Annotated in this window: 11 protein-coding genes; 7 read left to right on the forward strand and 4 right to left on the reverse strand. The window is 50.2% G+C overall.

The annotated features are described in order from the left end of the window. Positions 1–5 precede the first annotated feature (5 nt). Genes MMG03_RS11605 through MMG03_RS11615 form a run of 3 tightly spaced genes read left to right on the forward strand, consistent with a single transcriptional unit; the run spans position 6 to position 5,380 of the window. Positions 6–1,259 carry a hypothetical protein gene (locus MMG03_RS11605; protein WP_088658686.1) on the forward strand — a complete coding sequence of 418 codons (1,254 nt, stop codon included), beginning with the start codon at positions 6–8 and terminating at the stop codon, positions 1,257–1,259. A 5-nt stretch (positions 1,260–1,264) separates the two neighbouring features. Continuing rightward, a complete protein-coding gene (locus MMG03_RS11610) occupies positions 1,265–4,606 on the forward strand; it encodes a DEAD/DEAH box helicase family protein (protein ID WP_088658685.1) in 3,342 nt (1,113 codons plus the stop codon). Between the two features lie 12 nt (positions 4,607–4,618). After that, entirely contained in the window at positions 4,619–5,380 is a 762-nt protein-coding gene (locus tag MMG03_RS11615) for an SDR family oxidoreductase (RefSeq protein WP_073233817.1), read from the forward strand. Positions 5,381–5,767: 387 nt separating this feature from the next. Here MMG03_RS11615 and MMG03_RS11620 read toward each other — a convergent pair whose 3' ends face one another. Next, positions 5,768–7,108 carry a glutamate synthase subunit beta gene (locus MMG03_RS11620; protein WP_249506332.1) on the reverse strand — a complete coding sequence of 447 codons (1,341 nt, stop codon included), beginning with the start codon at positions 7,106–7,108 and terminating at the stop codon, positions 5,768–5,770. A gap of 142 nt (positions 7,109–7,250) precedes the next feature. After that, complete coding sequence (gltB, locus tag MMG03_RS11625) at positions 7,251–11,672, reverse strand: glutamate synthase large subunit (RefSeq protein WP_073233820.1); 4,422 nt, start codon at positions 11,670–11,672, stop codon at positions 7,251–7,253. Positions 11,673–12,264: 592 nt separating this feature from the next. On the opposite strand from gltB, the gene MMG03_RS11630 reads away from it, so the two are divergent. Together MMG03_RS11630 and MMG03_RS11635 are read left to right on the forward strand one after the other, a co-directional pair. Continuing rightward, positions 12,265–14,322, forward strand: a complete 2,058-nt coding sequence (locus tag MMG03_RS11630) for a glutamine synthetase III (protein WP_346348716.1) — start codon at positions 12,265–12,267, stop codon at positions 14,320–14,322. 213 nt (positions 14,323–14,535) lie between these two features. Further along, positions 14,536–15,573, forward strand: coding sequence for an FISUMP domain-containing protein (locus tag MMG03_RS11635; RefSeq protein ID WP_073156564.1), 1,038 nt, complete (start codon positions 14,536–14,538; stop codon positions 15,571–15,573). Positions 15,574–15,679: 106 nt separating this feature from the next. On the opposite strand, the gene MMG03_RS11640 is transcribed toward MMG03_RS11635, so the two are convergent. Further along, positions 15,680–17,449 carry a S8 family serine peptidase gene (locus tag MMG03_RS11640; protein ID WP_249506334.1) on the reverse strand — a complete coding sequence of 590 codons (1,770 nt, stop codon included), beginning with the start codon at positions 17,447–17,449 and terminating at the stop codon, positions 15,680–15,682. A gap of 462 nt (positions 17,450–17,911) precedes the next feature. Between MMG03_RS11640 and pyrG the strand changes: the two genes are divergently transcribed. Together pyrG and carB are read left to right on the forward strand one after the other, a co-directional pair. Then, a complete protein-coding gene (gene pyrG, locus MMG03_RS11645) occupies positions 17,912–19,582 on the forward strand; it encodes a glutamine hydrolyzing CTP synthase (RefSeq protein WP_073156558.1) in 1,671 nt (556 codons plus the stop codon). 411 nt (positions 19,583–19,993) lie between these two features. Further along, a complete protein-coding gene (gene carB / locus MMG03_RS11650; RefSeq protein WP_249506335.1) occupies positions 19,994–23,212 on the forward strand; it encodes a carbamoyl-phosphate synthase large subunit in 3,219 nt (1,072 codons plus the stop codon). A 242-nt stretch (positions 23,213–23,454) separates the two neighbouring features. Here the strand turns inward: carB and MMG03_RS11655 are convergent. Beyond that, positions 23,455–23,759, reverse strand: a 305-nt coding sequence (locus MMG03_RS11655; RefSeq protein ID WP_249506336.1) for a PIN domain-containing protein, incomplete at its 5' end; no start/stop codon positions are given.

A 23,759-nucleotide genomic window follows, 5' to 3' on the forward strand; every position in this document is an offset into this window, starting at 1 on the left:
TTGTTATGGCCGATTACGTTATTGATAGGGATGGACTTGTGGTTCCTGAACCTGAAAAAGAAATTGAACAACGTAATGACGATTCTACAGTTGGTATTGGCAATTTAGAAGAATCTGCACTCAGATTGAATTTGGTTGGGTATGTTGCTTCTAGGGCTGCGCTAGGCGTACTCGGGATGCCTACTGCAATGGAAATTGACAGGTGGAAAGAAAAGAAACTGCGTGAAAACGCCGTAGCAAAAGCGTTAAATGAAAAAACATGTAATGAACTGGCTCCTGTATATTCTAATGAGTTTAGTTATGACCGAAAGCTCAAAGTTTGTTCGGATGAGGCCCAGTCTCTCGCTTCGAGTTTATTGCAAGCGGCAGTGAGTCAAGGGCTTGTAGCAGAATCCTTTTCTGGATTATTGCGATGTAATATTGATATTTCAAAGTTGGCACATTCGAAAGACGGCTTTTTACGTGGTTTCACTATGTCTGAGGGGCGCATAGCGGAACAGGCAAAGTTTACAGAAGTATCATCTATTTGTACGCCAATGCTAGTGTTTCAGGTGGCGTCATTTGTAACAGGGCAGTATTACCAGCATATCATCACCACCCAGCTAAACAGTATATCAAAGAGGGTAGATCAAATTCTTGACTTAATGGAAGAAGGTGATAAAGCAAAGATTACTAATGCTTTTTCCGATCTGTCTGTATTATCTATGGCCAATAGGCCGTCTATGGAAGATTCTATTGCGCTAAGGGAGCTTAACCGCATAGCTGGTGAATTGCGAGACAAATACAAGGCCATCACTTTAAATTGTTCGCTGGAAGAAGTTAGCCGTAGTTGGATTCGCGATAAGAACGAGGCTGAGGATTGGGTCAAAGCTCTTGATGACTCGCGTTTTCTGAAGTATATGGAATTGGCTTTTGATGCTGAATACCTCTTTTATTCAACATCTGTTATGTTGATCAAGTGGGAACTTGCAAAAGATGAACCAGACTATGGTAAGGTTGAAGGTTGGTCCAAGCGTATTGATAATAATTTCATGGCTTCGTACGAACCGAAGTATCATGAAGTGAAGACTATCGTATGTGAAAACCTTAGATTGTTGGCGTCATCTGCTATTAGTGGCGCAGATGATGTCAGAGCGATGTATAGCGATGTTAAAAGTCGCTTTATATCGTATGAACAAAGTGTTGTTCCTGTATTGTCTGAATTGTCTCCGACCTATTTCATTCAATACCATAATGGTCAGCCTTTGCTATGTGAGTAGAGCCCATGAAGAATTTCGACTACTTGCAGACATGTGAATTGATTCGTTTGCACAATCTCTGTGCCGCAGCAGAAGATAATCAGGTCAATCATCCGGACCTTAGCGCCATTAACGCCAGGCGTGCTTTGGAATATGTGGTCAAATCCATTTATGCCATGAAACAGGTGGCTTTCTCGGAACGGACATCCCTGTTTGAACTTATCGACGGTGAAGCGTTCAGGACCTTCATTAACGATGAAAAAGTAATGCGGGCCGTGCATTATGTTCGTAAAGTTGGCAATGCGGGAACCCACGAGGGCAGCGTCAGCAAAAAGGAATCCTTCTTTTGCCTGCTGAATCTTTATAATGTAGTTGCATCGGTCCTCATCAAGTTGCAAGTTGTCAAGTCCGTTGCCGTTTTTGACAAGGCTTTAATCCCGGATTCAAAGTTTGCGCCCGCAATCGAAGTTCCCAAAATAGAAGTCAAGGCTGACGATCCTCTCGTTGCAAATGTTGATAAGGAATCTGTTTCTAGCGAAGTTGCTGTTCCCGAAATGGAAATGCCTAGCGACATTTCCGAAGCCGAGACCCGCAAGCTCTACATCGACTTGATGCTCAGGGAAGCAGGCTGGAATGTGTTGGATGTAGAGGGTACCGTAAAGCCGTCTAAGGCCTGCATCGAAGTCGAAGTTGAAGGCATGCCCAATGAGCATGGCATCGGTTATGCCGATTATGTCTTGTTCGGCGCCAACGGCCTGCCCCTGGCCGTCGTAGAAGCCAAGAAGACTTCCGTATCTCCGCTGAAAGGAAAACACCAGGCAGAACTGTATGCAGACTGCCTAGAAAAACGCTACGGGGTGCGTCCGGTAATTTATTACACCAACGGTTTCGAAACCAACGTTATAGACGGCCTTGGCTATCCTCCACGCCGCCTTTATGGCTTCCATTCCGAAGACGATCTTGTTCGCCTCATACAAAAGCGTGGCCGCAAGGATATTAGCGACTTTTCCGTGAATCCGAACATTACCGACCGCCACTATCAAAAAATGGCAATCAAGTCTGTTTGCGAGTGGTACAATCAAAAGCACCGCCGCGGTCTTCTGGTAATGGCAACCGGTACCGGCAAGACACGCGTTTCCATTTCCATGGTTGACGTTCTCATGCGAAACGACTGGGTGAAGAACGTGCTGTTCTTGGCAGACCGAACTTCACTTGTTACCCAAGCCAAGAAGAATTTTGCGAAACTCTTGCCGAACGCCACCATTACCGTATTGAGCGACCAGAGCAACAAGGCCGGTATCGATCCAAACGCCCGTATCGTTTTCAGTACTTACCAGACCATGATCAACTATATCGACTCCGAAGACAAGCCGTTCTCCGTTGGCCGATTTGACCTGGTCATTATTGACGAAGCCCACCGCAGTGTCTTCGGTAAATATGGAGCCATTTTCAATTACTTTGACAGTCTGCTGCTGGGTCTTACCGCAACGCCTCGTAACGAAGTGGACAAGAGCACATACGACTTGTTTGGAATGGAGGACGGTGCGCCGAACTTTGCTTACGAACTGGAAGATGCCGTGGCCGACGGGTTCCTCGTGAATTACCGGGGCTTCAAGCGTGGCTCCATGATTCTTAAGGAAGGCATAAAGTACAGCAGCCTCTCTGCCCAGGAAAAGGATCAGCTGGAAAAGGTCTGGGACTACGAGGAAACCTTGCAGGAACTGAACTCCGGTGCCAATGTGCGTGGCCGAGATATTCGCAGTGACGAAATTTTCAAGTACATCTATAACGAGGATACCATTGATTTGGTTCTCCAGGACCTTATGGAAAACGGCTTGAAGGTTCAGAGCGGGGAACGCATCGGCAAGTCCATCATCTTCGCTTACAACCACAAGCACGCAGAGCTGATCGTAGAACGATTTAATTTGATGTATCCGACATACGGTTCCGAATTCTGCGCCCTTATCGACAATTACGTCACTTACTCTCAAGACCTGATCGACAAGATGGAAGTTCGCGATAAGGACCCGCAGATAGCCGTATCTGTAGATATGCTGGATACCGGCATCGACATTCCCGATGTCTTGAACCTGGTGTTTTTCAAGGTTGTAAAATCCAAGATCAAGTTTATGCAGATGATTGGACGCGGCACCCGCCTTTCTCAGGACATTTTCGGACCCGGCAAGGACAAGGAATGTTTTTACATCTTTGACTGGTGCCGTAACTTTGAGTTCTTCGAAAAGAATCCCGACGGTAATGTTGTTAAGCAAAATGTATCCCTTACGGAGCATCTGTTTGGCCTCCGTGCAGAAATTGCGTTCCACCTGCAACATCAGAAGTATCAAGAAGACGAGTTCTGCAAGGGGCTCCATGACGAACTGAAGACCGTCATGAAAAATCAGGTTGGCGTTCTTTCGGATAGCCACATTTCCGTTCGCCACCGTTGGGATGCCGTAAGCCATTTCAAGAACGATGAGGCTTGGGTTTGTTTGACCGCAGCCAATGTGGAGACCCTTAAGTGCGATATAGCTCCGCTACTGTCCCGCAATACCCTGGACGAGAACGCCAAGAAGTTTGATGTGCTGGTGCTAGCCATTGAACTGGGCTATGTGAACAGTGAATTTAATGCTAGCAAGCCCATTGTTCATGTACAGAAGCTGGCAGAACGCCTCATGACTAAGGCGTCCATTCCGCAAGTGGTTGCCAAAATGGACACCATCAAGGAGGTCGTAAATCCTGTCGCATGGGAAAATCTTTCACTTTACTGGCTGGAAAAAGTGCGTCTGGAACTTCGCGACCTCATCAAGTTCCTCGTAGGTGACGGCGGAAAAACCTTTACCCTGGATATCGGGGATGTTTTAGTCGATGACGGCGAAAGTACCGGTGTGCAGACACAGGTAACATACAAGCAGCGCGTTATGGACTACTTGGCCTCAAAGGACAATAATCCGGTCCTGCGCAAGATTTACAACTTGGAACAGCTCTCCAATGACGACATCATCGAGCTAGAGCGAGTCATGTGGAAGGAACTGGGGTCCAAGGAAGACTACGAAAAGTTTTCCGAGGGCATGGCGGGTAGCGAGAATGTTGCCATCCTTATTCGCTCGCTTATCGGTGTCGATCGCGGTGTTGCTCTGGAACGATTCAACAAGTTTTTGTCGGGTAGCCAACTCAACTCTGATCAGGAAGAATTCCTGATGGATGTCATTTCGTATGTCTGCGAGAACGGGGATATTACCACGGATATCGTTGTGAATGAAGACCCCTTCGGAGAGGTTGTCCTAGAGATTTTTGAGGATAAGATGATTCCGTTAACTCATTATGTGAATGAAGTTCACGGAGTGGTAAATCCAGGAATGCAAGGATAGAATATTTTCCCTATGAGATACGCAGTAATTACAGGCGCCAGCTCGGGCATCGGCGCCGAATTCGCAAAGGATTTGTCTGCCCGCGGTTATGGTCTTATTCTGGTTGCACGTCGTGAAGATCGACTGCAGGCCTTGGCCAAGGAATTAGGTACCCCCGCAGAAGTTTTCACTGCAGACCTTTCCAGCCAAAGCGAATGCGAACGCCTGGGAGAATTCCTGGAGAAATTCGACGTGGGCGTGTTCATCAACAACGCAGGCTTCGGCGACTGCGGCGCCTTCGCCGAAACAGACCTGAACAAGGAACTGCGCATGATCAACGTGAACGTGATTGCGCTGCATCTGCTTTCGAAATTGGCGGTCCGCATTCTGGCCAAGAACGGCGGCCACCTCTTGAACGTAGGCTCCAGCGCAGGCCTGATGCCTTCCGGCCCCTACATGGCCACCTACTACGCCACCAAGGCCTACGTGGTCAGCCTCACCCAGGCCATCGCCATGGAACTTCAGGAATCAAGGTCTAACGTATCCGCCAGCGTTCTCTGCCCGGGCCCCGTAAAGACGGAATTCAACGACGTGGCCAACGTACAGTTCGCCCTGCCGGGAATCTCCCCCAAGTTCTGCGCCAGTTACGCCCTCAAGCAGATGTTCAAGAAGAAGACCATCATCGTTCCCAGCCTCTTCATGAAACTTGCCACCATAGCAGGAAAACTCCTCCCCCGCTACGTCGCCTCTAAGGTGGCCGGCACCCAGCAGAAAAAGAAGTTGGGCAAGGCATAAAACGCCAGACATCCAAAAGATTTCTAAAAAAACAAAATCCAGCCTCCCGAAGGAGACTGGATTTTTTTGGGGGTTAGGAGGATCCTTTGATTCGCTTTTTCAGCGATATTCATCTTTACAGGAAATAAGATACAAACTTTTTGGCGGGTGAGTCAGATAACAAAAAATCAAACTATTAAAAGTGTGTTAAGTGATATATTCTAGACCTTTTTTTTAATCAAAATGGAACGTTTAATCCCAAAAAAACATTCCACGCCAGACTATAAAAAATGGGCCGCCAGCAGTTTTACCCACCAGCGACCCGTGTTGTTACACAAGGAACTCTATTAGCGTAAAGCGGAAAGTTTAAAGCGTAAAGACATTACCCTTTATCCTTTAACCTTTATCCTATAAGCTCTTGACCTTAGCCTTTGCGTCGGCCATGGCTCTTACAACCAGGCTAGCTCCGTTAGCGCAGTCACCTACAGCGTAGATGTTGCGGGACGGATCCTGAATGATTGCAGTACGCGGAGTCAATTCAAGGCCCAGGTCCTTCACAATACCTTCAGCCGGAACGCCGGTAAAGCCCATAGCCAGAACCACCAAATCAGCGTCAATGATTTCTGTAGAATTGGGAACTTCATTAGGCTTGATGGGACGACCGTTGGGAGCCATTTCCCATTCAACCTTCACGGCTTCCACGCCAGCCACCTTGCCGTCCTTCACAATGAACTGCTTGGAAGACACATTCCAGCGACGTTCGCCACCTTCGTGGTGAGCATAGCTGGTGCGCAGCATGTACGGCCAATCCGGCCACGGAGTAGACGGGGAACGTTCTTCAGGAGGCTTGGGCATGAATTCCACCTGGAGAACGCTCTTGCAGCCTTCACGGAGGGATTTGCCCACGCAGTCGTTACCGGTGTCGCCACCGCCAATGATCAAGACCTTCTTGCCCTTGGCATTATACTTTTCACCTTCACCATGAAGGAAGTCCAGAGCCAGGTAGATACCTTCTGCATCGCGTCCAGGAATGTTCAAATCGCGAGCGTTGGGAGTACCGATAGCCAGGAACAGGTAATCGAAATTCTTGCGGATGTATTTAGCAGAAATGTCCTTGCCGATTTCGCAGTTGCATACGAACTTGATGCCAGCCTTTTCCATGAGGGAAACGCGACGGTCGATGACTTCCTTTTCCAGCTTCCAGTTAGGAATGCCGTAACGGAGGAGGCCGCCAACCTTGGGCTTCTTTTCGTAGACGGTTACTGCGTAACCCTTGCGGCGGAGGCTTTCTGCAGCAAAGAGGCCTGCAGGACCAGAACCGATCACAGCCACCGTCTTGCCGTTGGGAGCAGCTTCGGGCAGTTCCACCCAGCCTTCCTTGAAGGCGGTTTCGATCATAAACTTTTCCACCTGGCGAACCATGACTGCGTCATCGTTCAATTGGCGGGTGCAGCTAGCTTCGCAGAGGGCGGGGCAAACACGGCCCGTGAATTCCGGGAAGAAAGCCGTCTTGCTGATAATGTCGTAGCCCTTGCGGATGTCGCCTGCAGCTACGGCGGTATTAAATTCGGGAATCAGGTTACCCAGAGGGCAGCCTGCACCATGGCAGAAAGGGATGCCGCAATCAGCACAGCGGCCTGCCTGTGCCTTAATTTCTTCTTCTGTGAAGAGGCGTTCAACTTCCTTCAAGTCCTTAACGCGTTCTTCTACGGGGCGGTACACGTCCTGGATTCTCTGTACTAATGCCATATAATGTTCCTTATTTAGCGTAAAGCGGAAAGGTTAAAGGTTAAAGTAGTGTAAAGCGGAAAGTTCTATTTAGCGTAAAGCGGAAAGTTTAAAGGTTAAAGAAACTCCTTCAACCTTTAAACTTTATCCTATAAGCTTTAAACTACAACTTGGCCAGAGCGTTGCGGTATTCCACCGGGAAGACCTTCACGAACTTCGGACGAGAGTTGTTCCAGTCTTCGAGAATGCGCTTACCCTTTTCAGAGCCGGTAGCTTCCACATGCTGACGGATGATGTCCAGTAATTCAGTTTCGCTTTCGGTACCCGGGAGAACGCTTTCCAAGTCAACGGAATCCACGTTGCAGCTCAAGTCGAAGTGACCGGTTTCGTCATAGACGTAAGCGAAGCCACCAGTCATACCTGCAGCGAAGTTCACGCCTACACGACCCAGCACAACCACGCGGCCACCAGTCATGTATTCGCAACCATGGTCACCCACGCCTTCGGTAACGAGAAGCATACCGGAGTTACGGATACCAAAGCGTTCGCCAGCAAGACCGTTGATGAACACCTTACCGCTAGTACCACCGTAGCCGATCACGTTACCGGCGATAACGTTGTCTTCAGCCTTGAAGGTTGCGTTCTTGGACGGGCGAACGATGATCTTACCACCGCTAAGGCCCTTGCCCATAAAGTCGTTGACTTCACCTTCGATATCGAGGGTTACACCCGGTGCGAGGAAGGCGCCAAAGCTCTGGCCAGCCACACCCTGCAGGTGAACCTTGATGGTATCTTCCGGCAGGCCCTTTGCACCAAAGTGTTCAGCCACTTCACCAGAAAGTTCAGTACCCACGGTACGGTCCACGTTGTGGATCATGGCAGAAATTTCTACCGGCTTGCCGGTCTTCAGGGTATCCTGTACGAAAGGCAGGAGTTCGCGACGGTCGAAGTTCACCAGTTCTTCAGGAACGAAGTTCGGGTCGTGCTTCTTGATCTGTTCCTTACCGTTGCCTGCATCCACAGAAGCGAAAATCTTGCTGAAGTCCAGCTTCTTTGCCTTGTAGAATTCAATTGCAGAATTCATGTCAAGGAGATCGTTACGGCCGCAGGCTTCGTCCAAGCTCTTGAGGCCAAGGCTTGCGAGAATTTCACGAACTTCGTCAGCGATGAAGAACAGGAAGTTTTCAACGTATTCCGGCTTGCCCTTGAAGTGCTTACGGAGTTCCGGATCCTGGGTTGCGAGACCCATGGGGCACTGGTTGGTATGGCACTTACGGTCCATAATACAGCCAAGGCTTGCCAACAGGTTGGTAGCGAAACCGAATTCTTCTGCACCGAGGAGGGCTGCGATCACAACGTCACGACCAGTCTTCAACTGACCATCCACCTGGAGCTTGACGCGGCCGCGGAGGTCGTTAAGAACGAGGGTCTGTTCAGCTTCGGCAATACCCAATTCCCAAGGAAGACCGGCATGCTTGATAGAAGTCAGCGGAGATGCACCGGTACCGCCATCGTGGCCGGAGATAAGGACCACGTCAGCATGAGCCTTGGCAACACCTGCAGCAACCGTACCCACACCCACTTCAGAAACCAACTTCACGGAAACGCGAGCCTTGGGGTTGGAGTTACGGAGGTCATAGATCAACTGAGCCAAGTCTTCGATAGAGTAAATATCGTGATGCGGCGGAGGAGAAATGAGGGACACATTCGGGATGGAGTGACGGATGCGAGCCACAAATTCGTTCACCTTGTGGGCAGGCAGCTGGCCACCTTCACCGGGCTTTGCACCCTGAGCCATCTTGATCTGCAAATCCTTTGCCTTGCGGAGGTAATCGATGGTCACACCGAAACGACCAGAAGCGATCTGACGGATAGCGCTGCTACGGATATCGCCGTTAGGAGCCGGAGTATCGCGATCCGGATCTTCACCACCTTCACCGCAGTTGCTCATGGCACCGTTACGGTTCATAGCAATAGCGATAGCTTCATGAGCTTCCGGGCTCAAGGAACCAAGGCTCATTGCGCCAGCAACAAAGTGCTTGATGATGGATTCGCGGGATTCCACTTCGGAAATATCGATGGGAGTAGTTTCCTTGAACTTGAAGAGACCGCGGAGAGTTGCCAAGCGCTGTGACTGATCGTCAACGAGCTTGGAGTAAGTCTTGAACTTGGAGTAGTCACCCAGCTGAACAGCCTGACGGAATGCGCCCAGAGACTGGGGGGTCCACAAGTGCATTTCGCCATCCTTGCGGAACTTGTACTGACCACCTTCCTTCAGGATCGGGCTAGCGTCCTTCAGGGAAATGTTGTTGCGCTGTTCCACTTCCTGGGCGATTTCAGCAAGACCGATACCTTCGATGCGGCTTGCAGTACCCGGCAGGAACTTTTCAATAATTTCGTGGTTCAAGCCAACAGCTTCAAAGATTTGGGCACTGCGATAGCTACGCAGCGTAGAAATACCCATCTTGGACATGATCTTCAGAAGACCCTTGTCCACAGCCTTCACGTAGTTGGCAGCGGCGGTGACAGGACCCACATCCAGTTCGCCGGTGTGGCACATGTTGGTAATGCTCTGGAATGCCAGATACGGGTTGATGACGGTTGCGCCGTAACCCAGGAGGAGTGCAAAGTGCATGACTTCGCGAACTTCACCGGACTGGACGATCAAACCGATTTCCGGACGGACACCTGCTTCAACCAAGGTACGGTTTACAGCTGCGGTTGCCAGGAGAGACGGCATGGGAACATAGCCCCAATCCACGTTCTTATCAGAAAGAACGATAATGTTGAAACCTTCCTGAACAGCGCGAACAGCGTCGCCAGCCAGGTTCTGCAAGGCTGCTTCAAGAACTTCGCCGTTACCACCCATGGGGAACTGCATCTTGAGCACCTTGGCCTTGAAGCTCTTATCGCCAATGTTTTCGAAGTGCTTGATTTCGTCTTCAGTAACAATGGGACGAGGAATCTTGATGAGGTGAGCCTGTTCCGGAGTTTCTTCCAGAATGTTACCATGGTTACCGATGTAAGTGGTAAGACTCATGACCAGTTCTTCACGGATCGGGTCAATAGGCGGATTGGTGACCTGAGCGAAGAGCTGCTTGAAGTAGTTGAACAGGGGCTGGGGCTTATCGGAAAGGACAGCCAGAGCAGCGTCGTTACCCATAGAACCGATAGGTTCCTGACCATTCTTGGCCATGGGCTGCAAAATGACACTCAGATCTTCGGCAGAGTAGCCGAAACGCTTCTGCTGGATCAGCAAATCATCAGGTACGTCAGACGGATTAATTTCGCTGAAGAGGCCACGGACGCTCATCTTGTTTTCGGCGACCCAACGACGGTAGGGTTTGCTACGAGCAACGAAAGCCTTCATTTCGGCATTCTTCAAGATACGATGGTTTTCGATATCCAGGTAGATAATTTCACCGGGTTTCAGACGGCCCTTTTCTTCTACTTCGTCATCGTTAATATCGAGAACGCCAGTTTCAGAAGCCATCACGAAGAGGCCATCCTTGCAGAGGGTATAACGTGCGGGACGAAGACCGTTACGGTCCAGGATTGCACCTGCGTTTACACCGTCAGAGAATGCGACTGCAGCAGGACCATCCCACGGTTCCATGAGCATGGATTCATATTCGAAGAAGCCACGGACGTCGCGGCCCATATAATGCTTAGCACCCCAAGCCTGCGGCATCATCATGAGGATAGCGTGCGGGAGGCTACGGCCTGCAGCCACCAGCAATTCAAACATGTTATCGAGGCTAGCGGAGTCACTCTGGCCGCCGGCAATCAGCGGCAAGCACTTCTGGAGATCGTCGCCAATGCGTTCGCTCTTCAGGTGGGGTTCACGAGCCTTCAGGCTGTTCAAGTTACCGCGGAGGGTATTGATTTCACCGTTGTGAGCCAGGTAGCGGAACGGATGAGCCAGAGGCCAGGTGGGGAAAGTATTGGTGGAGTAGCGCTGATGAACGAGAGCGATGGGGCTTTCGAAATCAACGTCATTCAGATCCTTATAGAAGGCTTCGATCTGAATAGCAAGGAGAAGACCCTTATAAACGATAGTCTTGCTGGAGCAGGAGCAGATGTACAGGCTTTCGCAGGCCTTTTCAATCTGACGGCGCAGCACAAAGAGCTTGATTTCAGCATTTTCCGGCTTGGAAGCGTCGAAAATGTACTGACGGATATGGGGAAGAGTTTCGCGAGCGGTACGGCCAATAGCGTTGGGGTCTACCGGAACTTCACGAACATGGAGAACAGGGCAACCTTCGGCTGCAGCAAGTTCCTTAATCTTTTCGTCGTAGGAATCAGCGGCAACGGAGTTGTCTACAAAAACCATGGCCACACCGTACTTTTCAGGAAGGTCGCTGTAGATCTTCTTGAAGAACTTGTGGGGCATAGAAAGCAAAAGGCCAGCGCCATCACCCGTTTCCGGGTCGCCACCAGCCGCACCACGATGCATCAAACGCTTCAGAACAGTAATGCCCTGAAGCACAATCTGGTGCGATGCCACATTATTGATATTGGCTACGAGACCCACGCCGCAGGCGTCATGTTCGTTAGCCGGATTATAAAGAGCTTGAGCTTTCATTGTATTATTCCTTGTGTTTTATTTTTTCCGCGGCTTTATTGCAAAATGCGTGCCAAAATTTTTAAATCCCACACAAGGAACGAACAAAAATTGAAAATCTTTACATTTTTGGGAAAACCTTTAATTTTTTAAAGAAATAAAAAGGTTTGCAGTCCTTTTCGCTTTAATTCCACCCCAAAGGCGATTACGCATTTTGTAAAAACACGATTTAATTTTACGTAGAATGTAAAAATCCTCTAAATTTGATCAAAAACGGCAGTAAACGCAAAACGACCAACAAGAAAAAGAGCGGGTCGAAAGTCCCGCCTCATACCAGAGAACCTAGAGCACCCCCTTTCACGGCACAGTTTATTTCATTTTCTGTAAAGACACGAATCAAAAGCTCTAAACGATTCCTTAGTTCATAAAGTACCCGTACTATCTTATATATCCTAAAAACAAGCTATTTCCGCCACTTTTTCCAAATCCGTAAAAGTTGGCACGGCTTTTGCATAATGGACGCCGAAAACAAAACAAATAGGAGTTCATTATGAGCAACCAGTATAGAATGAAAGCAATTACCGAAATTGCAGAAGCACCGGCAGCAGGCATCATGGCCGCAGCTACCGCAAACGTTGACTTTTACGGCGAGGACGTGTTCAACTCCGAAGCCATGAAGGCTTACCTCCCCAAGGATGTTTGCAAGAAGCTTTTCGCTACCATCGAAAATGGCGTAGCACTTGACCCCAGCATCGCTGGCGAAGTGGCTCACGCTATGAAGAAGTGGGCAATGGACCGCGGTGCAACTCACTTCACTCACTGGTTCCAGCCCCTTACCGGTTCTACTGCTGAAAAGCACGACTCCTTCCTGGAACCGGAAGGCGACAAGGCTATCATGGCTTTCTCCGGCAAGAACCTGATCGTTGGTGAACCGGACGCATCCTCCTTCCCCTCCGGCGGTATCCGTTCCACTTTCGAAGCTCGTGGCTACACCGCTTGGGATCCGACCTCTCCCGCTTTCATCAAGCGTCACGGTAACGGTGCAACTCTTTGCATCCCCACCGCATTCTGCTCTTACACTGGCGAAGCTCTCGATAAGAAGACTCCGCTTCTCCGCTCTATCCAGGCCCTCCAGAAGTCTGCCGACCGTCTCATGGGTCTCTTCGGCGTTGAAAAGCAGAAGGTCACCGTTACTCTCGGTGCAGAACAGGAATACTTCCTGGTAGACAAGAAGTTCTACCTCCAGCGCCCGGACCTTTACCAGGCTGGCCGCACTCTGTTTGGCGCACCTTCCGCAAAGCACCAGCAGATGGAAGACCACTACTTCGGTTCTATCCCGGCTCGCATTTTGAACTTCATGAACGAAGTTGAAGACGAACTGTGGAAGCTTGGCATTCCGGCTAAGACCCGTCATAACGAAGTGGCTCCTGCCCAGTTCGAACTTGCTCCCATGTTCGAAGAAGTGAACCTGGCTTGCGACCACAACATGCAGATTATGGAAGTCCTCCGTAACGTCGCTGACCGCAACGGCCTTGTTTGCCTCCTCCACGAAAAGCCGTTTGCAGGCATCAACGGTTCCGGTAAGCATAACAACTGGTCCGTGAACTACGGTAAGACCAACCTCTTGAACCCGGGTAAGGATCCTCACCAGAACGCCATCTTCCTCACCACTCTCTGCGCAGTTGTCTATGCTGTCGACACCCACGCTGACTTGCTGAGAATGTCCGTTTCTGGCGCTGGCAACGACCATCGTCTCGGTGCTAACGAAGCTCCTCCGGCAATCATCTCCATGTACCTCGGCGACCAGCTTGCTGACGTCGTCGAACAGCTGGAAAAGGGTGAACCCAAGTCCAGCAAGCAGGGCGGTGCCATGAAGCTCGGTTCCGACATCCTGCCGCCGCTCCCCCGCGACGCTACCGACCGTAACCGTACTTCCCCGTTCGCATTCACTGGCAACAAGTTTGAATTCCGCGCACCGGGTTCTAGCCAGTCCTGCTCTGAACCGAACGTTATCCTGAACACCATCGTTGCCGAAGCATTCGACATGATCGCCGACAAGATGGAAAAGGTCTCCAAGGCCAACTTCCACAAGGAACTCCAGAAGCTCCTGCAGTCCATCATCAAGGAACACAAGCGCGTTATCTTCAACGGTAACGGCTACACCGACGAATGGGTTGCTGAAGCCGAAAAGCGCGGCCTCCCCAACATCCGTACCACCATGGAAGCTCTCGGTGCCCTCACCAAGAAGGAAAACGTGGCCCTCTTCAAGAAGTACGGCGTGTTCAACAAGGTGGAACTTGAATCCCGCTACGAAGTCAACCTGGAAGACTACCACAAGCGCGTCGACATCGAAGCCAAGGTCGCTTACGACATGGCCAAGAGCATCGTCCTCCCGCAGGTCGTGAAGGCTTACTCCGAAGCCCTGAAGGTGAACGAAATGGCAATCAACCAGGGTCTGGTTTCCGTCGATTCCTACGCTAAGGAACTGGCCGAAGGCTACAAGGCTCTCGTCGAAGAAATCGCCGTCATGGAAAAGGCTATCGCCGGCAAGCATCAGCTGAAGCTGGAAGCTATGGTCTCCCTCCGCAAGGTTGTGGACAAGCTGGAAGGCATCATCTCCGACGAACAGTGGCCGCTGCCCAAGTATCGTGAAATGCTTTTTATCTATTAAGATAAAAAGCATGGCCACCCGTCGAAGGTGGGTGGCCCAATGTCACTTTATTTACTAATGAACAGCGCGAGCGAAACTGCACGCACCATTAAAAATCGAACCTCATAATGAAGGCGCGGATCGAAAGATTCGCGTTTTCTTTTTTTAACATCCCCAAAAGCAATCAACATATAAACTCTTGTTATATTTATTTTGAACTTATTAGGAGTTAAAATGAACAAGAAAATCTTCAAATTGGTTGCTTCGGCAATCGCGCTCACGTTATGCGCCTGCGGTAACGATTCCACCAGCCCGGAAGACGATCCCGCCTCCAGCACCAGCGAAATTCAGTCCTCCACAAGCAAAGATCAGCCCTCGTCCAGCTCTTCCAAGGACACTTCCAGTTCTTCTAAAGAAAAATCCAGTTCTTCAGAAAAGGTTTCCAGTTCTTCCGAAGAAACTTCCAGTTCCTCTGACGAACCGGAATCTTCCTCCAGCGAAGACATTTCATCTTCTAGCGAAGAAATTTCTTCTTCCAGCGAAGACATCAGCTCTTCCAGCGAACAGCCTTTTGAAACAGGCGTCTTGATCGATACCCGCGATAATCAGACGTACAAGACGGTTAAAATCGGGACCACCAACTGGATGGCCCAGAACCTGAATTACAATTTCAACGACAATTACGGCAACTCCTGTCCCAACAATGACGAAGAGAATTGCGCTAAATTCGGACGTTTCTACTCTCTGGGCACGGCCATGGACTCTTCGGCCGTCTTCAGTTCCAACGGAAGAAGATGCGGCACCGACAACTACTGCGAGGCCCAGGGTGCCATTCGCGGCATCTGCCCCAAAGGTTGGCGTTTGCCCAACAAGAACGACTTCGCCGAATTGATTGAAATCGCCGGCGGCGCAAATCAGGCCGGAATGAACCTGAAGGCAACAACCAGCTGGACACCCGACGACAACGCCTCCCCCGCCACAGACCTCCTGGGATTTTCCATGTTCGCCACAGGTTTGGCAGACCCCTACCATTACGACCACGACGCCAAGGAATTCCGCACACGTTATTACGACCAGGGAATAAAGGGAGTCATTCTTTCTAGCGATTACGAAGACAACCACGAGTTAACTGTTCTCCTTCTGCAAAACGATTCCGACAAGGCAAGCATCATCAGTCAGGATCGAGAAATCTGGACACCCGTACGCTGCGTCGAAAGCAAGGAAACCGATCAGTACTTCGACATTCCCGACCCATTCGCAGACGAGCCCTAACATTTTCGGGTCCATACAACTCAGAAATCTTTCAAAAAAAAGTAATCCTCAGCCCTTTCGGACTGAGGATTTTTCGCATCAGCAGATGGTGGTTTTAGGAGGGGGTTTAGTCCACCTGCAGAATGCTAAAGCCAAGCTTCACGTTTTCGGATGCAGAGCTGTTTCTATAGCGGGTAATGACCACCTCGATTTCGCCAGAGTTGGGAGCAACAAAATCAACCAACTCAAAGGGATTGTACGACGAAGCAGACGAAGCGATGATTGTCCCATTCTGCCTGATCACCAGGTCAATATCCTGAGGGAGTCTCTGATTATTCATCACGTACTCACCCGAAGACAGCCATGAAATAGCGGCACGGTAACGCTTGCCCTTCTGAATATTAGATTCAGTAAAACTGATTCTTCCATTTTTGTCAAAATTGGTGTTGTTCGCACCATACCAGTACCGATTCTTGAACAAGGGAGAAGTAGTCAGCCTGTCAAGCATGGGAATGCCAGCCTTGAATGTTCCGATGCCATCATAATCATAGTCCGTATTGCCCACATCACGAGTACTTCCCACCAACATTACCGCCTTCAGCATTTCAGGATGCCATTTCAAAGACGGGTACTTAGACAACAGGAGTGCAGCCATGCCTGCCGTATAAGGGGTTGCAGCACTGGTTCCATTGAATCGGCCATTGTAAGATCCATTCTCGTCACTGTAATGAAGATCCCTGCGGAAATAGAAGTTGGTAAAGTTGGCCACTTCAGGCTTATCATTATGGGCATATCCATTTCTAGAGGAAGAATAGACCATGTACTTGTAATCGATGGGAGAAACGGCTCCAACAGCCACAGCATTCATAGATCTTGCAGGAGTCGACACATAGGAATAGCGGTAATCGTTTCCTGCAGCAACGAACTGGGCTACACCATATTCATAGATGTAGTTATCCATGATGGCGTCAGCGGAGCAATAATAGGGGTAATCGTACACATAGCCCCAAGACTGGGAACCGATATAAATAGGTACAGGATACTTATCGGGATCCTCGGGATAAATAACCTCAGCGGATCCATAAATGTGAGATTCGCCGGTAGAAGACTGCAGAACACGGGCCACACCAATTGCATGGCTAGAAACGCCGTTGGGGCAGTTATTCATCTGCGTAAAGTAATTGTGGTTTACATAGTTATCGGGAACGCAACCACCTTCGCTATAGTAAATACCCACACCCTGGCCATAGTTGCCCTTATTCCAGGCGTAAGTATCAATACCAGACTTAGTGCGGATATAGAAGTCTTCCAGATAGGTGTCTTCGCCAAAATCGAGACCATCATACTTCACGCCTTTATATTCGGAAACATAAACGTTCTCGTTCGAAGAAATTTCCTGTTCAATTTCACTTGCAGTCATGTACTCTACACGAGGGGCCTTAAACTTCCTTCTGTTCTTGCGAAGTTTCTTGCGACTGTTGTCAGCCTTTTTCTGGAACTGCGATTCGGACATTTTTACGCCGTTCAGTTCGTAGTTCTTGGAATCGGCAGAGGCGCTGTAATCAAAAGAACCCGATTCAGTTTCAAGGCTGGCATGTTCAACCATGACATCGTTGACCAAAACCTTCATTTTCTGCTGAGAAGCCACGTCGACTTCATAGGTGAGCGTGCTATTGCGGCTGCGGCCCAAAAGGTCAGATTTCACAGAAACCTTCTTAACCTTTTTAGAAGCCTTCTGGGTATCCACGAATTTCTTCACGCTCTCTCCCATGCGGGAAGGACGTTCCAAAGAAACGCGATCAACCTTTTCGTCAACAGGTTTTTCGTAAAGCAGCTGGGCCCAGGAGGCAACACCACCTGCCAGGACCAAAGCCGTAATCATCTTATTGTTCATCATTAACATCTCCTGCGCTTATACAAACTAGCGCAGAAAGGCAATTTATCAAAAATTAAACATATAACGTAAGATTTCAAAAATAATTTGCATTACAAAATCATTACGGAAAAATTACCGCTCACTAAGGTATAGCAGACGTATAAACAAGTGCCATATACACGCAGTACGAGCACAACACCAATTCTCAACACCCTCGAAAATCAGCTTTCCAAAACAGGACCGTTTTGACTTGCAAACGGGGGATTATACCACCAGTCATTATTATACAAAAACTGTAAAACACAGACTTAATTTTTCGTTTTTTGTAAAGTTAAGCTTTTACAATTCCTGCTTTAAACCCCAAAATATGCAGTTACTCTTCCTTGGCACACTTATTGCGTATATAGGCGTTGAAATTACACAAAGTGTAAACACAAGGGACGTGATGCTGGGCCTAGAACAGCACACGAAAAAGGTTTTATTATGGCATTGCAGTACAATTACAACGGAAAGACGAAATTCATTATCGTGACCGGGGGTGTCATCTCCGGACTTGGCAAAGGGGTAGCGGCAGCGTCCATCGGGGCGCTGCTTTCTGCTAGAATGAAGGTGGTTCCCGTAAAATGTGACGGCTACCTGAATACAGACCCGGGCACCATGAACCCCACCGAACACGGCGAAGTTTTCGTGTTGGACGACGGTGGCGAGTGCGATATGGACTTCGGCCACTACGAACGCTTTTTGAACGTGACCGCCAAGAAGGACTGGAGCCTCACCATGGGCCGCATCTTCAAGATGATTCTCGACAAGGAACGTCGCGGCGATTACCTGGGACACACCGTCCAGTTCATCCCCCACGTTACCGATCTGATCAAGGAACAGTTCTACCGCATCGCCGACCAGGAAAAGGCAGACGTTCTCTTGATTGAAATCGGCGGTACCGTCGGTGACTTGGAAAATCAGTTCTACATCGAAGCCGCCCGTCAGCTGAGCCACGACGTGGGCCGCACCAACGCCATGTTCGTACACCTGACTTACGTGCCTATTCCTTCTGGCGTTAACGAACAGAAGTCCAAGCCCACCCAGATGTCCGTCCATGACTTGAACCGCCTGGGTATCTATCCGGAAATCGTTATCGGCCGTTGCGAAGAATATATCAAGCCCCATCTGAAAGAAAAGATCGGTCTGTTCTGCAACCTGCCTGCAGACCACGTGATTTCTGGTGTGGACGTACAGCACGTTTACGAATGTCCGCTGGTTTATGACGCCGAAGGCATTCCCGAAATTCTCGCCAAGCGCCTGAACATTTACGCCCCGCCCAAACTGGATCAGTGGAGCAAGCTGGTGGAATCCCTGAAGCGCAATTCCGTAACGCCCCGCAAGACTTTGACGGTCGCCATCTGCGGTAAGTACATGGCTCTGGAAGATTCCTACGCTTCTGTGGTGGAATCCATCCGTCACGCTTCCGCTCACCTGGACCTGCGCGCAGACATCCGCTGGGTGGACACAGAAAAGATTGAAACAGGTGCCGTTTCCGTAGAATCCGCATTGAAAGGCGTCGACGCCGTTATCGTTCCCGGTGGCTTCGGCAGCCGCGGTATCGAAGGCAAGATCATGGTCATCCAATATGTCCGCGAAAACAAGATTCCCTTCCTGGGCATTTGCTACGGCATGCAGCTTTCCGTGGTGGAATTTGCACGCCATGTCTGCGGCATGAAGGGAGCCGGCACCGTGGAAATGGAAAGCGACACCTACCACGTGGAACATCCGGTTATCGCCTACCTGCCCGGCCAGGAACATATCAAGGATATGGGAGCCACCATGCGTCTGGGCGGTCACGACATCCTGATCAAGGAAGGCAGCAAGGCTCAAGAAATTTATGGTTCCAACGTCGCCCGCGAACGTTTCCGCCACCGCTACGAAGTGAACCCGCAGTATGTTCAGCAGATTGAACAGGGCGACCCCACTGGCGCAAACCCGCAGAAGCTTATCTTCTCAGGAAAGGCTTCCGGCGAAGACATCATGCAGATCATGGAACTGACAGACCACCCCTACTTCATGGCTTGCCAGTGCCACCCTGAACTGAAGTCTTCCCTGATTCATCCGGCCCCGCTGTTCCTGAACTTGCTGAAGGCCGCGGACGAACGCACGTAACACACTGACATTCAATAAGTTACGCCAATAACGTAAAAATACCGCAGGTTTATCCCCCAAGTCTGCGGTACCTTTTTGATGTCCCCATATTCCAAAAAGGCCTTTCATTTTTTGTAATTAAAGCTATATTTATACAAGTTTAACCCTTGTGAAATAAGCGATTGGCTAAAATGGCAAAAAATGTAAAGATGATGAAGCGAACTGGCACCCACGGTGCTGCTTCCGCTATTCATTGTTCCGCCGTTGCTATTTCCATTATTTCCAAGACTGTTGATTTTATTAGTGCCGGACTTGTTAGTTCGGCGTTTTTTTTTATCCTCGCCCCGTGTCATCTTGATCGGCTCCCACCGCGTCATCCTGAGCGTAGCGAAGGATCTAGCATTTATTAGTTAAATCAAACGGAGATAAAAAATGAAGATCGAAGGTATCGATAAGGTTCTCATCATCGGCTCTGGTCCTATTGTCATTGGCCAGGCTTGCGAATTCGACTACTCTGGCACCCAGGCCTGTAAGGCTCTGCGCGAACAGGGTTACAAGATTGTGCTGGTGAACTCTAACCCGGCAACCATCATGACCGACCCGGTCATGGCCGACGCCACTTACATCGAACCGCTGAATCTCGAACGCTTGGAACAGATCATTGCCAAGGAACGCCCCCAGGCATTGCTCCCCAACCTTGGTGGTCAGACTGGCTTGAATCTGTCTTCTGCCCTGAACAAGGCTGGCATTCTGGACAAGTACGGCGTGAAGGTCATTGGCGTGAACCTGGACGCTATCGAACGCGGCGAAGACCGTGAAATCTTCAAGGCTACCATGCAGCAGCTGGGCATCGACACCCCGCGCTCCGGCATTTGCCACTCTGTTGAAGAAGCCGAAAAGATCGTTGCTGAAATCGGCTACCCTGTTGTGGTTCGTCCGGCATACACCATGGGTGGTGCAGGTGGCGGCTTCTGCTACAACGTCGAAGAACTCCGTACCATTTGCGGTAACGGCCTTGAACTTTCCATGACTCACCAGTGCCTCATCGAAGAATCCATTCTCGGTTGGGAAGAACTGGAAGTTGAAGTGGTTCGCGACTCCAAGAACCAGATGATCGCTATCTGCTTCATCGAAAACATCGACCCGGTGGGCGTTCATACTGGCGACTCCTTCTGCGCAGCCCCGTTCCTCACCATCGACAAGAAGCTTGAAGAAAAGCTGAAGACCGACGCTTTCAAGATCGTTGAAGCTATCGGCGTGATCGGCGGTACCAACGTTCAGTTCGCACACGACCCGAAGACTGGTCGCGTGGTGATTATCGAAATCAACCCCCGTACCTCTCGCTCCTCTGCTCTCGCTTCCAAGGCAACCGGTTTCCCCATCGCTCTCGTTTCTGCAAAGCTCGCTGCTGGCATGACCCTCGACCAGATGGACTACTGGCGCGACGGCACCCTCGAAAAGTATACTCCGAGCGGAGACTACGTTGTGCTGAAGTTTGCTCGCTGGGCATTCGAAAAGTTCCGCGGCGTTGATGACTGCCTGGGCACCCAGATGAAGGCTGTGGGCGAAGTCATGGCTATCGGTAAGACCTATAAGGAAACCCTCCAGAAGGCAATCCGCGGTCTGGAAAACGGCCGTGCAGGTCTTGGCTTTGCTAAGGACTTTAACAAGAAGACTAAGGAAGAACTTCTCGACATGATGAAGACCGCTTCTTCTGAACGTCACTTCCAGATGTACGAAGCCATCCGTAAGGGTGCAACCGACGAAGAAGTTTTCGCAGCAACTTACGAAAAGGCTTACTTCGTGCAGCAGATGCGCGAACTGGTTGAACTTGAAGAAAAGATGCTCAAGACTCCGGGTCGCATGCCTTCTGACGAACTCCTGATCCAGGCCAAGAAGGACGGCTTCGGCGATAAGTACATCGCAAAGATTCTCGGCATCCGCGAAAAGGACGTTCGTGCAAAGCGTATCGAACTTGGCATGGTTGAAGGCTGGTGCGCAGTGCCTGTTAGCGGCGTGAAGGACCAGTACTACTACTATTCTACCTACAACTGCAAGGACGAATCTACCGCCACCAACAACCCGAAGAAGATCATGATCCTCGGCGGTGGCCCGAACAGAATCGGCCAGGGTATCGAATTCGACTATTGCTGCTGCCACGCTGCAATGGCTCTCCGCGAAATGGGTTACGAAACCATCATGGTGAACTGCAACCCGGAAACCGTTTCTACCGACTACGATACCAGCGACAAGCTGTACTTCGAACCGGTGACCCTCGAAGACGTTCTCCAGATTTACAAGAAGGAACAGCCCGCTGGCGTTATCGTGCAGTTCGGTGGCCAGACTCCGCTGAACATCGCCCGCGCTCTCAGCGACGAAGGCGTGAAGATTCTCGGTACCAGCATCGATTCCATCGATATTGCTGAAGACCGCGACCTGTTCCGCAAGATGATGGACCAGCTTGAAATCCCGATGCCCGAAAGCGGCATGGCTACCAACATCGACGAAGCCCTCGCTTGCGTCAAGCAGATTGGTGGTTACCCGGTCATGATCCGCCCCAGCTTCGTGCTCGGTGGCCGCGGCATGGAAGTCATCTACGACGAAAACATGCTCCGCGAATACGTCGCCAAGGCTGTTGGCGTTACCCCGGATCGCCCGCTCCTCATCGACCGTTTCCTCCACAACGCTCTGGAATGCGAAGCCGACGCCCTCTCTGATGGCGAACACGTTTACATTCCGTCCGTGATGGAACACGTGGAACTTGCCGGTGTTCACTCCGGTGACTCCGCCTGCATTATTCCGCCGGTAACCATTACCGAAGCAAACCTGAAGACCATCAAGGATTACACTCGCAAGATTGCTGAATCCCTCCACGTTTGCGGTCTCATGAACATGCAGTACGCTATCGAAGATGGCAAGGTTTTCGTTCTCGAAGCCAACCCCCGCGCATCCCGTACCGTGCCTCTGGTCTCCAAGGTCTGTAACACTCAGATGGCCCGCCTTGCAACCCGCCTCATGATGGGTGAAAAGCTGGAAGATTTGAAGCTGAAGGACAAGAAGTTCAAGCACCACGGCGCCAAGGAAGCCGTGTTCCCGTTTGACAAGTTCCCAAAGGTTGACCCGGTTCTCGGCCCTGAAATGCGTTCTACCGGTGAAGTGCTCGGCCTCTCCGAAGACTTCGCCCTGGCTTACTACAAGAGCCAGGAAGCCGCAGGCTCCATCCTGCCTTCCAGCGGTGCAGTTCTTATCAGCTTGTCTGACAAGACCAACCTCTGCGACCAGGCAATCGAAGTGGGTCAGCGTTTCCAGGAACTGGGCTTCAAGATCTACGCAACCGAAGGCACCGCCAAGTTCTACGAAAAGGCTGGCGTCAAGTGCGAAGTGGTGAACAAGATCGCCGAAGGCCGCCCGAACGTTCTGGATGTCATCCTGAACAAGCAGGTGAACCTCATCGTTAACACCCCGTGGGCTCGCCGCGACGCTGTTGCCGATGAATCCGCCATCCGTAAGGCTGCCATCAAGTACAAGACTCCTTACATCACCACCCTGGCTGCCGCTCTCGACACCGTCAAGGGCATCGCCGCCGCCAAGGCGGGCAAGGGCGAAGTGAAGTCTCTGCAGGAGTATCACGCAAGCATTGAAGAAGTGTAATTCTTCGGTGTAGGGCGTTGCCCGCCAAGGCGGGCCGGTGCCTTGCGCTATAAAAAGACCGAGCTGGAAAAATCCAGTTCGGTCTTTTTTTACAGAAAAAGCTTCGCCTCGGCCATGTCGAAACAAACAAGTTTGTTCGCCGCGGCACTCGGCTCGATTTTTTTTTCGTTCAGCCGCTTCGCGTCCTAACCCTTACGGGCAGCGGCACCTAACGCAAAAATCCAGACGATGTCTGGATTTTTCTATTTCAACAGTTTAATGAAATCTTCAGGAGAAATGCAAGGAATCCTGGAATTTTCAAAATCCTTCGGGTTTCTAGTAACAATGTAGTCTGCTCGATATTTTTCAGCAACTTCGCTTTGAACACAATCTTCAAAGTCTGGAAAATTTTGATTCTCCAAAGCTTTCACGATAACATTCTTATTTACATCTCCGACATCGAAAAGCTCTGTAAGATTTAAGAGAACAGCCCTTCTTGTGGCGTCATCGTAAACCTTGCGGAGAATGTAGAACATGTTTGTGAAAGAATGGGCTGCGACACAGCCAT

This window comes from Fibrobacter sp. HC4, assembly GCF_023373925.1.
In the GTDB taxonomy this organism is placed as follows: Bacteria; Fibrobacterota; Fibrobacteria; order Fibrobacterales; family Fibrobacteraceae; genus Fibrobacter.

What these genes read in the sequence shown, in the direction of transcription:
- MMG03_RS11635 (WP_073156564.1), top strand. Translation starts at nt 14,536, where the DNA reads ATGAACAAGAAAATCTTCAAATTGGTTGCTTCGGCAATCGCGCTCACG.
- MMG03_RS11640 (WP_249506334.1), bottom strand. Translation starts at nt 17,449, where the DNA reads ATGATGAACAATAAGATGATTACGGCTTTGGTCCTGGCAGGTGGTGTT.
- gltB (WP_073233820.1), bottom strand. Translation starts at nt 11,672, where the DNA reads ATGAAAGCTCAAGCTCTTTATAATCCGGCTAACGAACATGACGCCTGC.
- MMG03_RS11615 (WP_073233817.1), top strand. Translation starts at nt 4,619, where the DNA reads ATGAGATACGCAGTAATTACAGGCGCCAGCTCGGGCATCGGCGCCGAA.
- MMG03_RS11620 (WP_249506332.1), bottom strand. Translation starts at nt 7,108, where the DNA reads ATGGCATTAGTACAGAGAATCCAGGACGTGTACCGCCCCGTAGAAGAA.
- MMG03_RS11605 (WP_088658686.1), top strand. Translation starts at nt 6, where the DNA reads ATGGCCGATTACGTTATTGATAGGGATGGACTTGTGGTTCCTGAACCT.
- carB (WP_249506335.1), top strand. Translation starts at nt 19,994, where the DNA reads ATGAAGATCGAAGGTATCGATAAGGTTCTCATCATCGGCTCTGGTCCT.
- MMG03_RS11630 (WP_346348716.1), top strand. Translation starts at nt 12,265, where the DNA reads ATGGCCGCAGCTACCGCAAACGTTGACTTTTACGGCGAGGACGTGTTC.
- pyrG (WP_073156558.1), top strand. Translation starts at nt 17,912, where the DNA reads ATGGCATTGCAGTACAATTACAACGGAAAGACGAAATTCATTATCGTG.
- MMG03_RS11610 (WP_088658685.1), top strand. Translation starts at nt 1,265, where the DNA reads ATGAAGAATTTCGACTACTTGCAGACATGTGAATTGATTCGTTTGCAC.